This window comes from Flavobacterium sp. CF136, from assembly GCF_000282055.1.
Lineage (GTDB): Bacteria > Bacteroidota > Bacteroidia > Flavobacteriales > Flavobacteriaceae > Flavobacterium.
On sequence record NZ_AKJZ01000007.1, the window covers coordinates 287,641 to 298,541 of the forward strand.

Annotated in this window: 15 protein-coding genes and 1 tRNA gene; 9 read left to right on the forward strand and 7 right to left on the reverse strand. The window is 31.1% G+C overall.

Annotated elements, in window-relative coordinates; translation table 11 throughout:
• Positions 1-62 precede the first annotated feature (62 nt).
• Positions 63-1,067 (forward strand): hypothetical protein, encoded by a 1,005-nt coding sequence (locus PMI10_RS02370; protein WP_157489684.1) that lies wholly within the window; start codon positions 63-65, stop codon positions 1,065-1,067.
• Between the two features lie 298 nt (positions 1,068-1,365).
• Here PMI10_RS02370 and PMI10_RS02375 read toward each other — a convergent pair whose 3' ends face one another.
• From PMI10_RS02375 to PMI10_RS02405, 7 genes are all read right to left on the reverse strand, one after another.
• Positions 1,366-1,716 (reverse strand): DUF2200 domain-containing protein, encoded by a 351-nt coding sequence (locus tag PMI10_RS02375; RefSeq protein ID WP_007804088.1) that lies wholly within the window; start codon positions 1,714-1,716, stop codon positions 1,366-1,368.
• Positions 1,717-1,729: 13 nt separating this feature from the next.
• The gene (locus PMI10_RS02380; protein ID WP_007804089.1) at positions 1,730-2,107 is read right to left on the reverse strand and encodes a VOC family protein; all 378 of its coding nucleotides are present in this window, start codon (positions 2,105-2,107) and stop codon (positions 1,730-1,732) included.
• Positions 2,108-2,374: 267 nt separating this feature from the next.
• Complete coding sequence (locus PMI10_RS02385) at positions 2,375-2,632, reverse strand: hypothetical protein (protein ID WP_007804091.1); 258 nt, start codon at positions 2,630-2,632, stop codon at positions 2,375-2,377.
• 418 nt (positions 2,633-3,050) lie between these two features.
• Positions 3,051-3,311, reverse strand: coding sequence for a helix-turn-helix domain-containing protein (locus PMI10_RS02390; protein ID WP_007804096.1), 261 nt, complete (start codon positions 3,309-3,311; stop codon positions 3,051-3,053).
• Positions 3,312-3,320: 9 nt separating this feature from the next.
• Positions 3,321-3,785, reverse strand: a complete 465-nt coding sequence (locus PMI10_RS02395) for a hypothetical protein (protein ID WP_007804098.1) — start codon at positions 3,783-3,785, stop codon at positions 3,321-3,323.
• Positions 3,786-3,805: 20 nt separating this feature from the next.
• The gene (locus PMI10_RS02400; RefSeq protein ID WP_007804100.1) at positions 3,806-4,255 is read right to left on the reverse strand and encodes a hypothetical protein; all 450 of its coding nucleotides are present in this window, start codon (positions 4,253-4,255) and stop codon (positions 3,806-3,808) included.
• Between the two features lie 41 nt (positions 4,256-4,296).
• On the reverse strand, positions 4,297-4,998 hold the full coding sequence (locus PMI10_RS02405) for a S24 family peptidase (RefSeq protein ID WP_007804102.1): 702 nt from the start codon (positions 4,996-4,998) through the stop codon (positions 4,297-4,299).
• A gap of 279 nt (positions 4,999-5,277) precedes the next feature.
• Here PMI10_RS02405 and PMI10_RS21985 point away from each other — a divergent pair.
• The 8 genes from PMI10_RS21985 (at position 5,278) to PMI10_RS02450 (ending at position 10,783) form a co-directional block, all read left to right on the forward strand.
• A tRNA-Ile gene (locus PMI10_RS21985) sits at positions 5,278-5,345 on the forward strand.
• 35 nt (positions 5,346-5,380) lie between these two features.
• Positions 5,381-5,605, forward strand: coding sequence for a hypothetical protein (locus tag PMI10_RS02410; protein WP_007804104.1), 225 nt, complete (start codon positions 5,381-5,383; stop codon positions 5,603-5,605).
• Positions 5,606-5,720: 115 nt separating this feature from the next.
• Positions 5,721-5,942 carry a hypothetical protein gene (locus tag PMI10_RS02415; protein WP_007804107.1) on the forward strand — a complete coding sequence of 74 codons (222 nt, stop codon included), beginning with the start codon at positions 5,721-5,723 and terminating at the stop codon, positions 5,940-5,942.
• 71 nt (positions 5,943-6,013) lie between these two features.
• Positions 6,014-6,235 carry a hypothetical protein gene (locus PMI10_RS02420; protein ID WP_007804109.1) on the forward strand — a complete coding sequence of 74 codons (222 nt, stop codon included), beginning with the start codon at positions 6,014-6,016 and terminating at the stop codon, positions 6,233-6,235.
• Between the two features lie 214 nt (positions 6,236-6,449).
• Positions 6,450-6,629 (forward strand): hypothetical protein, encoded by a 180-nt coding sequence (locus tag PMI10_RS02430; protein ID WP_007804113.1) that lies wholly within the window; start codon positions 6,450-6,452, stop codon positions 6,627-6,629.
• 135 nt (positions 6,630-6,764) lie between these two features.
• Positions 6,765-8,771, forward strand: coding sequence for an AAA family ATPase (locus PMI10_RS02435; RefSeq protein WP_007804115.1), 2,007 nt, complete (start codon positions 6,765-6,767; stop codon positions 8,769-8,771).
• A 213-nt stretch (positions 8,772-8,984) separates the two neighbouring features.
• Positions 8,985-10,040 (forward strand): hypothetical protein, encoded by a 1,056-nt coding sequence (locus PMI10_RS02445; RefSeq protein WP_007804118.1) that lies wholly within the window; start codon positions 8,985-8,987, stop codon positions 10,038-10,040.
• A 2-nt stretch (positions 10,041-10,042) separates the two neighbouring features.
• Positions 10,043-10,783, forward strand: a complete 741-nt coding sequence (locus tag PMI10_RS02450; RefSeq protein WP_007804119.1) for an MBL fold metallo-hydrolase — start codon at positions 10,043-10,045, stop codon at positions 10,781-10,783.
• Positions 10,784-10,901: the final 118 nt, after the last annotated feature.

Consider the following 10,901-nt stretch of genomic DNA (forward strand, 5'->3'; position numbering starts at 1 on the left):
TTATGCGGTTTGCATAAAAAATATTGCTATTTATGTTAAATTTAAGGCTTAAAATATATACTATGAAAAAGAAACAACTATTGTTATTGACTGGCTTATCCTTGCTATCTGCAATTACCAAAACTAATGCGCAGGCTACTGTTGCATCCAACACACTTTCAACGGCAACACCAATCACTAATTATCTGGGTTCTGCCAATGATGTTGACATACTTTTTAAACGTAATAATGTTTTTGCTGGTATACTTAGCAATAATTCGGTTGCGTTGGGTGTAAATTCTATTGCTTCACCCAATTCTATTTCAATAGGAGGAAACAATTCTGCTTCTAATTCAACAGGGGTTTATAACATTTTTGTTGGCTTTAACGCTGGATTGCATAATGGAGCAGGATCTAATAACATTTATATAGGTGGTGGGTCTGGAGCCAATATAGTTGGTCATAATAACACATTCATAGGAGGTTCTTCTGGAGGGGGTGATGGACCTAATATAGGATCCAATAATGTTTTTATAGGTAGTGAAGCAGGTTATGATATAGGTTTCGAACAAGGTCCTTTAAACGATAAACTCGTTATTGATAATGGGAAAGGAAATGATAATGGACAACTTATTCTTGGCGATTTTAATTTGAGACAGCTAAATTTAAATGGTAAGGTGTGTATTGGAGGTCTAAATTATACTCATTTTGGTGATTTCCCCACAACAGCTGGTGGGGCTGATGTGTCAGGTTATGGGCTTTTTGTAAAAGGTGGTATTCTTGCCGAGGAAGTGAGGGTAAGTTTAAAATCAACCTGGGCAGATTATGTGTTTTCAAAAGACTATAAATTACCAACCTTAGAAGAAGTAGAAACACAAATTAAGGAAAAAGGGCATTTAAGCAACGTGCCGTCTGCCAAAGAAATTAAAGAAAACGGGATAGAGCTTGGTGAAATGTCAAAAATTCAACAAGAAAAAATCGAAGAATTAACACTTTATTTAATAGAACAAAACAAAGTGAATCAGGCTCAAAACAAAGAGATTGTTGAATTGAAAGCCATGCTGAAAGCAATTTTAGAAAAAAAATAATTAAGATTCAGCAAAGTGTTAAAAGCCAGGACAATACTTCGATGATTTCCCGACCGGAAGCATTATAAACCAAAAAACCACTTCAATAACGAAGTGGTTTTTTGGTTTTAAAACGAAATAATAGGCTTTTTTAGCCTTATAATTTCTGCTATAGAAAAGCTTTACGAATTCCATTTTATATGTTCGGCAATTTCTTGGTTCGCATTCAGAAAAATTTTCCTTAGTTTTTGAACAATCTTCTATTTGGTACTTCAATCGTATTTATATATTCGGTAACTATTGGAAGTCTTAAACGAGACTAACTTCTTAAAATCTTCTCCATAGCTTTTCCTTTAGCCAGCTCATCAATCAGTTTGTCCAAATAACGAATCTTTTGCATGAGTTTATCTTCGATTTCTTCGACCCGATAGCCACAAATTACACCGGTAATTTTTGAAGTATTTTGGTTTATTTGTGGTGCGGCTTCGAAAAAAGTTTCAAAACTAACCTTATTATCGATTTGTTTTTGCAATTCCTGTTGATTATATCCGGTCAGCCAACAAATTATAGTATCTACTTCCTCCTTTGTACGGCCTTTTTTATCTGCTTTGTTAATATAATGTGGATAGACACTCGCAAATGATGTTGTAAATATTCTATGTTTTTCCATAGCTGTTTAATCCTTAGTCTTTAGGCTCCCAAAGTTGAATTTTGTTTCCTTCCATGTCAATAATATGAACAAACTTTCCGTAATCATAAGTTTCTATTTCATCAACAATGGTTACACCTTCTTTTTTTAGTTCTTCAACCAATGCTTCCAGATTAGCGACTCTGTAGTTAACCATAAAATCTTTTGCCGAAGGTTCAAAATATTTTGTTGTCTCAGGAAATGGACTCCATTGTGTAGAACCATTTTTTGTGGAGTCGGATGCTTCTTTCCACTCAAAAGTTGCCCCATATTCGTTGGTATCCAAGCCAAGATGAGTTTTGTACCATTCTTTCATTTTATTAGGATCATTGCATTTGAAAAAAATGCCCCCAATACCTGTTACTTTTTTCATTTATGTTTTTAGTTAAATTGAAAGCAAAACCAAAGCTAATGATCATGCAAGTGATAAAAATTGACATAAAGCATTCCAAAAAAGGAGACTTTGCTGCTACACTAAATTAATAATTTTTTATATAAATATTCGATTAAACAAAGTTTAGAAGTATTACTGCAATTTTAGAATTCAAATTATGTTTTTACTGCTGGCAAACGACCAGGTTTTTCGGCTTTTAGTAGAAAATCAGATATTATTCCTGCTAAACTTTAATAGATAACTGATTTATTTTTCCTGTTCTAAATTGTCAACGGCGGAAATTTGGTCAAGTATATTTGTTTGGTTGGGAGAAATGTAGTTTTTTATTTCGCTGGTATTTTCTTTCTTAAAAAGGAGATCTAATGCATTGTACAGCCTTAATAAAACATCTTTATCTTCTTTTTCAATCTCTAAAGCAGTATTAAAATTAAAAATATAATTATTCGAATTGCGTACTTCTACTTTTATCGTTTTTGATGTGATTTTAAATTTGACTATATCCATATTGTTTATAAATTACTTAGTTTGCAAGATCCTGTTTAACTGCGGTTATTGTCGTTATTTTTGCGTTTTTTAAATATTCAGAGAATATATTGTTCTTTATGATATTATTATAAGCAACATTTTCTATCTCAAATTTATACATTTTTATACATTCTCTCATGAAAATTCCTTTAAAGATAAAGTTAGTATTTTTGAAACAATATCCAATAAAAAACCCTTAAACATTTGATGTTTAAGGGTTTGTTTTTGTAGCGAGGACGGGAGTTGAACCCGTGACCTCAGGGTTATGAAATCAACCCCCATTGCTTTTAAACGAAATAGTTACTGTAAATTCAATGCTTTTCAATAATGAAAATAGCAAAAATTGTTAATTATTTATAGTTACGTTGTCCTTATTCATTGTCGGTTATGCTTATTGCTAAATACCCGTAATTTCAATACTTCCGGGCATATTGAATACCTTTTTTTCTAGTCCAAAAATCCAGTTTGCATTGACATTATATTTTATACAAATTGTTTCAATTTGATTTACTGTAAAGTGAGTGATGCCTTTTTTAATTTTAGAAAGCGTGGCAGGCAACATTCCGATTTCCTTGCAGAAATCTACAGAATAGGATATCTTATTCTGAAAAATCAAAAGTTCAATTAACCTCAATATTCTTTGATCCGTTTTATGCATTAAACATTTCTATTTTATCTTCACTAAATGTTCTTCTGATCCTTGAAATTCTTGGCCGTTTATAACACCAAAATCATCATCATGCCAGACCATTGTTGTAGACGTAGGGAAATCAACATTAAAGATGCTTACTTCCTCTGATTGGCCAGATATTTTAGAAACAAATTTATATTTACCATCTGTTAAATTAGACCAATTAAAGTATTCCCAATTCGTTTCTTCTAACTCACATGTCCCACTATCATCTGAGTAAGAAACACCTTTAGCTGTATTATTAGCTAAATATTCAGTATGTGATTTAGAAGAACATTCGGAAGTTAATACTTCTACTTTATTACCGTTTTTGAGATAAAAGACTTCTTTTGCCAATTTCCATTTACCAACGATAGGATCTGTAGCTGAATTATTGCCACTATTGTCAGGCGAACATCCTAATATTGTAATTAGAATAAAGAATAGAGTAATTTTTTTCATGTTTTTTTATTTTTTAAAATTTATTTAATTCCCATATATTCATGCATTTTATTTTGGTCTCTTTTTGAAAGAATTACGAAACGATCATTAAAAAGTGTGTCTTTTATATATTGATCATTTTCCTTTAAAATATATGTTATGTTATTTCTAATATTAGCACCATAATTGTTTTGAGAATCGAAAGTTAGAGAAACGTTCCATTTCTTAGAAATAGAATCATTAATCTGTTTAAAGCCATATGCATCATCCAGTTCCTTTTTATAATATGGGTATGATTTTTCTACTGAAAAAATAATTGTTAATACAGAATCATATTTTATAGTAGAAGGACTTATGCTGCTAATTGCTATATCAGACTTACAAAACTCTAGAATTAAATCTTCTTTTGATTTAATTGACTTTTCTTTATTTATAGTTTTATTGCAGGATATAAAAACTAAAAAATAAACTAGTAAAAAAATATTTCTCATTTTATTTGTTTATAAATTATTATTTTTATGTAAAACCATAACTATCTTCTATTTCTTTTTCTCTGAATGTCTACGATATTTAAAATTTTAGAAACGTCTCTTAAATCTATATCAAAATCCTCATAATAATCGTTTAGTGAATGGCATGTGATGATTCCTTTTTCAACATCATGTTTTACGATCCTTTTCACTAAAATTCCATTCTCCTTATGTACAATTACAAAATCCCATTTGTTAATATGTAGTTTACTTTTCCAATAATCGTTTCTGATATTTCTGCACAAAAGAATATCTCGTTCTTTTATGGATTCATCGGATCCATCATACATACTATCGCCTTTAACTTCAAAGCATAAATATTCCCCTTTATATTCTTTTTCAACCAGGAACGGGATTTTAGGAAGTTCTTCCAAAAATTCCGGATCGTTAAATCCGTTGAGGTACCCACCATATGCATATTGATCTACAAGGGGGACGTACATGATATTATCATTATAAAATGTAACGCTATTCAATGTTGAATTATCATTTTCTTCCTTCATTTTACCTGTGCCATTCAAAATCCATTCTTTTGAAATTCTAAATTTGTCTGAAAAAGTATTTATATATTTTGGCTTAATGCTATCTCTTTTAATTGATTTGTTTACTGCGTCACTTGTTACTTCAAATAGCTCGCCTAGCTCTCTATAGCTTAGCCCAAGTTCTTTTCTTGCATAATCAAACCTCTCTGCAACTGTATTCATTTTATTAAAAATCTATTTAGAATTAATACAAATAGATACATTTTGATAAAAATAATTATCTAAAAGTATTAATTTGTCTTAAAAATTATTTATATTTGCTCCTGTACAAATGACCATGTGCAAATGTACTAAAAAAGTTCTTTGAAATATTGAATACGAAAAAATGTAAGAATAAATCCGGTGGGTTTGTAGAAACCTGTTTGTAAAAGGATGAAAAATAAAAACTACAAAGAATAAAAAATATATAAAAGCCATCCTTTGCGGGTGGCTTTATTAAAAGGGTAATTCGTCTAATGGCAGGACGGTGGCTGATCACCATTAAAGAGGTTCGATTCCTTTATTGTCCACAAAAAAAATAAAAATAATTTATCCAATTCATTATATGGCAACAACTACAAAAAACAAAAAGAAAAAGCTTAAAGATGAAATTTACGGCATAATCAGAAATGATATTTCTTTAAGAGAAAAAATAGCAGAAGCCTTAATTATTAAAGAGAGTTCTGTTTATGATGGCGCAAGAAGAAAATCGGTAAGGTTTAGCTTATCTGCAATATTGGATATTATATCTGAGCATACTGGGAAACCAAAAGAACATTTAACTGTTTAGAGATGGCTTTGCAAATAATCACACCGGAAAACATCATTTTGGTTTTTATAGGACTGATTGTTCTTTTAGGAATATTGAACATTATCAATTACATCATCAAAAAAATAAACTTCTGATGAATAAGAAAGAACAAATCCAGTTTCATAAGAAACAGATTGAATTTAGCAAGTCAATGCAGGCAGTAGCTATGCAAAATTACAATTTAGCTACACAAATCGAAAGTGAAGCAACCTCTGCCTTAAAGATGTTGGGAGCCTCTTTAGGGCAGACCCGAAAGGGTAAAAACGAATTGACAGATGAAATGAGAATTTCACTAATTGGCAGTTTGACGAAATAAAAAAAGCCACTCTCTAAAGCGGCTTTAATAATAATTCAATATCGGACCACGAATCCTTAATCTAATTTATTATGAGTGCAAATTTACTGCAAAGATTCTGCAATACAACATTGTCGAATGATAAAACAAAAATTCTTTTAGGCAAATGCTTAAAAAAGGCTTTTGACGAATCAATTTCAGATCCTGTTGAATCTGAAAATATTTTGGGTTTAGCTTGGAAGTTTCAAGTTCCGCAATTTGATGAAATGTTTGAAGATCATCAAAATCATGATTATCCACCTTTCAGCTGTTAGTTATGGAAATCAAGAAAAAGCAAATTTTTAAAACACCTGCAGGGTTGTATTTAAAAGTAAAAATAATTAGGGAATCAAAACTTCACACTTTAGTGTTAGTTGACAAAAAAGGAAATCTTCTTCCTGAAAGGAGAAACAATAGAGGTCATGTTATTGAACGCTCTGATAGACTATGCTCAGAAGAAACTATTCTAACTTTTAAAAAAGTAAACTGATGGCACTGATTAAAACTAAACACGAATTAGAGCTTTTTGATTTTTATAAAAAGTATCTGAATAATCCTCATTTAATAAATGCTGAGGTAATTGATAGCTACAAAAAGGATGTTGATCAAGTGAAAAAAGAGAAACGAGTATTAAAAAATAATCTAATTAAACATCATAAGCTTCGATAACGAAAGAGTAGATAGAACATTCACTATGTTTTGCTGCGGTATTGTAATAGCGTTCTTTTTAGGAGTCATTTCAGGCACACTAATAACATATTTTTCCCTCAGATAATTATAAACAATTTTTAAAAATAAATCCAAATGAAAACAATTGAAATCAAAGGTTTAATTCTAACCAACTTTAAAGGAATAGTAAAATTAAAAGTAAACTTCCAACACAATACAGATGTTTTTGGCGCAAATGGCACCGGAAAATCAACAATATACGATGCTTTTTTATGGTTGCTTTTTGGAAAGAATGCTGAAGAGAAAAAAGAGTTCAGTATTAAAAATACGGTTGATACTTCGCTTAATCGCCAAGATCATGAAGTTGAAGGATTATTAAATGTAAACGGTGACAATATCACTCTTAAAAAAATTTACAAAGAAAAGTGGTCTAAAAAAAGAGGTGAAGAAATCGCTGAGTATACGGGTAATGAAACTATATACTACTGGAATGAGGTTCCGATGCAGCAGAAAGAATTTCAACAAAAAGTTTTTAGCATAATGGATGAAACAGTTTTCAAGCTTATCACTAATCCATATGCTTTGAATAATATGAAATGGCAAGATCGCCGAAGCATCTTAACGCAAATGTCTGGAGAATTATCAGATGCAGAAATTGCATCCGGGAATCCGGAGTATGAAGCATTGGTTGCAAATCTTACTCAAGATAAAACAATGGAAGATTATTTGAAACAAATCAAAGCCAGCGTTAAAAAATCCAAAGACGATATCAAACTGATTCCAACAAGAATAGATGAGGTTTCTAAAACTAAACCAGAGGCTTACGATTTTGAAAACCTTAAAAACTTATTTTCTGTAAAGGAAGGTCAATTGGTAAAAATAGAAGAAAGTATTGGTGATAAATCAAAAGCTTTAGAATCTGTTCTTAAAGCTAACGAAACCGCTCAAAGAGTTGCTTCAAATTTAAGAACTGAAATTTCAAATATTGAGATTGAAATAATGGCCAAGGCTAAAAATTCGGGCAAAGTTGACACTTCTGTTTTGGATGGTTTAAAATCTAGCTTAGAAACTAAAAAAGGTGAATTACAAACTGCTGAAAATGGTTTGGTTTCTCTTAATGGATTGATTTCAGGAAAAGAATCTGATTTAAAAGTTTTATTAGCTAATATTGAAAATAAGCGTACGGAATGGATCAATGAAAATGCAAAAGAATTAAAGTTTGAAGAAAATTCATTCTGTTGTCCAACTTGCCAACGTGCATTTGAGGAATCAGATGTTGAAAGCAAAAAGCAGGAAATGGCGAACAACTTCAAAACTGAAAAATCAAATAAACTTGCTGAAATTAACAGACAGGGAGGTTTACTTTCTACGCAAAAAGTAAACGTGGAATCGGAACTTGATACCTTAAAAAGTAGAGTTTCAACAGGTAAAAAAATGATTACTGATTTAAAAGCTGATATTGAAACAATCAAAGCCAATATTGAAACTGAAACTTCTAAAACAAGTAGCTTAATTCCGGTTGATGCAGAATCTGTCTATAATCAACTTATTACAGAAAATGCTGTTTATCAAACTAAAAAATCAGAATTAGCAGTTGTCGAAAAAACAATTCAGGAAGTTCCAAAAGTTGATGATGCACAATTGAAAGAAGATAAGGCGAATCTTAATTATGAGATTGAAGCAATCAAAGTGAAACTAAGAAATGAGGCTCAGATATTAGCAGTAAATGAAAGAATTACAGCTTTGAAAAATGAGGAAACAAGATTGGCTCAGGAAATCGCTGGAGTTGAAAAAACTCAATTCTTAATTGAACGTTTTGAAAAAGACAAAATGACGGCAATTGAAGAAAACGTTAATTCTAAATTCAGAATTGTAAAATTCAAAATGTTTGAAGATCAGGTTAACGGCGGTGAGAATCCGGCTTGCGAAATATTGGTAAATGGAGTTCCTTTTTCAGATGCAAATACGGCTTCCAAAATAAATGCCGGAATCGACATAATTTCTACTCTTAGTAAATTCTATCAGGTATCAGCTCCAATATTTATTGACGGTGCAGAATCAATCCATACTATAATGGATACTGAAAGCCAATTGATAAGATTGGTTGTTAGTGAACCTGACGAACAAATTAGGGTTGCATAATGTCTGACTACAAAGTCAAAAGAAACTCCGATGGCCATCTTTTAGAAAACTGCAAAGAAAACATCGGAGTTAAAATTGGAAGCTTTGATTGTACGGCCAATTGCCCACATAATCAAAATACCAAAAAAGAAATTCAAGAACAGGCTTTCGATTTAAAAATCGTGAGGTGTCCAAAACTTCAAAGTAATCAATTAACAATAGAAATATAATAAAATGAGCACAGAAAACACACCTGCAGAAACTCCTAAAGCAAATTTAGCAACAGTTCAACCATCACAAAGTGAAAGATTTACAAATGCTGTGATGAAAGAGTTTTCCTCAAATAACGGAGCTGTTACTTTAACTCCTTTTCAAAAAAAGCTTTGCCAAAACTACTTTATAAAAGTTGATCAAACCCTTAAAGACAACGAAAAGAAAAGGCTTGCAAAAACCGAACAATATCGTGATGGATTAGCTTTTACCTGGGAAAACGTAAATATGTCAAAATTGGCAGTTGATGTTATAGCTTATTCAAGTGTAGAATTAGATCCTACACAGCCAAATCACATCAGTATTATTCCATACAAAAACACTGCAAACAATAAGTTTGATATGGGTTTCTTAATTGGATATCGAGGAATGGAAATCAAAGCTAAAAAATATGGATTAGAAGTTCCTTCAGATGTAGTTTGTGAATTGGTTTATTCTACTGATAAATTCAAACAAATAAAAAAGGACCAGAACAATCCTATTGAATCCTACACTTTAGAAATTACAGACGATTTTAACAGAGGTGATGTTGTTGGCGGATTCTGGTATCATGAATTCAAGGAAAATCCTGAAAAAAACAAAATAAAGGTTTTCTCATTAAAGGATATTGAAAAAAGAAAACCAAAGTATGCATCTGCAGAATTTTGGGGTGGCGAAAAAGATATCTGGGAAAACAAAAAGAAAGTTGGAACTGAAAAAATAGATGGTTGGTTTGAAGAAATGGCTATTAAAACAATTTCCAGAAATGCTTACAACGCAATTACCATCGATAGTAAAAAGATTGATGATAATTATTTGGCTATCCTTCAAAAGGAAAATGAAATGAATGATTCAATTATTCAGAATCAAATTGAAGCAAATGCAAATAAAGAACCTTTGTATTTTGAAGATGCGGTATTGGTTAATGATGAAAAAACAAAAGAATTACCTGTTGTAACTACTCCAATAGATGAAAATAAATATTCGGAACAACAAACAATTGATTTAGATAATGCTTCTAATTCAGGTCCTAACTTTTAATCATGAAATTAAAAGTTATATCAACAGGTAGTATCGGTAACGCTTACATTCTCGAAAATGAGAATGAGGTGTTACTTATTGAATGTGGTGTTAATATAATGGATATTAAAAAGGCCCTAAATTTTGATTTTAGTAAAGTTGTTGGATGCCTTGTTTCTCATGAACATCAAGATCACGCAAAGTCATTTGATGAAGTTATGAGATTAGGAATTACAACCTACACTGGTTCTAAAACTACACAGGTACTTAATCCAGATAACTTTCACAGATCAATGACAATTTCACCTAAACAGATTGTAAAAATTGGGAACTTCAAAGTGATGGCTTTTGATGTCCAACATGATGCGGTTGAGCCTTTAGGATTTATAATTGAACATCCGGATTGCGGTAAAGTTTTATTCTTAACTGATACAAATTATTGCAAGTACACCTTTCCTGGATTAAACAACATTATTATTGAAGCGAATTTCTCCAAGGAAATTATTGATAGAAAGTTTGGTCCTGATAGCGATAAGGAGTTTTTGAGAAATAGGATCCTTAAATCTCACTTCTCATTAGAAAACTGCAAAGATATGTTGGCAGCCAATGACCTTTCAAAAGTAAATAACATTGTTCTGATTCACTTATCAGATAGCAATTCCAATGAGAAACAATTTCAAAGTGAAGTTTCAGAATTAACCGGCAAAAATGTAACAGTTGCCAGGAAAGGATTAACAATTGATTTTAACATAACACCATTTTAATAACTAATACGATAAAAATGAAAAATTTTTGTAAAAAATACAACTTAACAGAAAAACAATTCTTTGGTAAAGAAACGGTTGGCGGTTCTCTTGACCTCGGAAGCCTGACTTCAATTCC

Excerpts from the sequence above, each read along its gene's own strand:
- PMI10_RS02375 (WP_007804088.1), bottom strand. The coding sequence starts at position 1,716 with ATGGAAAAACATAGAATATTTACAACATCATTTGCGAGTGTCTATCCA.
- PMI10_RS02405 (WP_007804102.1), bottom strand. The coding sequence starts at position 4,998 with ATGAATACAGTTGCAGAGAGGTTTGATTATGCAAGAAAAGAACTTGGG.
- PMI10_RS02390 (WP_007804096.1), bottom strand. The coding sequence starts at position 3,311 with ATGCATAAAACGGATCAAAGAATATTGAGGTTAATTGAACTTTTGATT.
- PMI10_RS02445 (WP_007804118.1), top strand. The coding sequence starts at position 8,985 with ATGAGCACAGAAAACACACCTGCAGAAACTCCTAAAGCAAATTTAGCA.
- PMI10_RS02450 (WP_007804119.1), top strand. The coding sequence starts at position 10,043 with ATGAAATTAAAAGTTATATCAACAGGTAGTATCGGTAACGCTTACATT.
- PMI10_RS02370 (WP_157489684.1), top strand. The coding sequence starts at position 63 with ATGAAAAAGAAACAACTATTGTTATTGACTGGCTTATCCTTGCTATCT.
- PMI10_RS02435 (WP_007804115.1), top strand. The coding sequence starts at position 6,765 with ATGAAAACAATTGAAATCAAAGGTTTAATTCTAACCAACTTTAAAGGA.
- PMI10_RS02385 (WP_007804091.1), bottom strand. The coding sequence starts at position 2,632 with ATGGATATAGTCAAATTTAAAATCACATCAAAAACGATAAAAGTAGAA.
- PMI10_RS02420 (WP_007804109.1), top strand. The coding sequence starts at position 6,014 with ATGAGTGCAAATTTACTGCAAAGATTCTGCAATACAACATTGTCGAAT.
- PMI10_RS02395 (WP_007804098.1), bottom strand. The coding sequence starts at position 3,785 with ATGAAAAAAATTACTCTATTCTTTATTCTAATTACAATATTAGGATGT.
- PMI10_RS02380 (WP_007804089.1), bottom strand. The coding sequence starts at position 2,107 with ATGAAAAAAGTAACAGGTATTGGGGGCATTTTTTTCAAATGCAATGAT.
- PMI10_RS02400 (WP_007804100.1), bottom strand. The coding sequence starts at position 4,255 with ATGAGAAATATTTTTTTACTAGTTTATTTTTTAGTTTTTATATCCTGC.
- PMI10_RS02410 (WP_007804104.1), top strand. The coding sequence starts at position 5,381 with ATGGCAACAACTACAAAAAACAAAAAGAAAAAGCTTAAAGATGAAATT.
- PMI10_RS02430 (WP_007804113.1), top strand. The coding sequence starts at position 6,450 with ATGGCACTGATTAAAACTAAACACGAATTAGAGCTTTTTGATTTTTAT.
- PMI10_RS02415 (WP_007804107.1), top strand. The coding sequence starts at position 5,721 with ATGAATAAGAAAGAACAAATCCAGTTTCATAAGAAACAGATTGAATTT.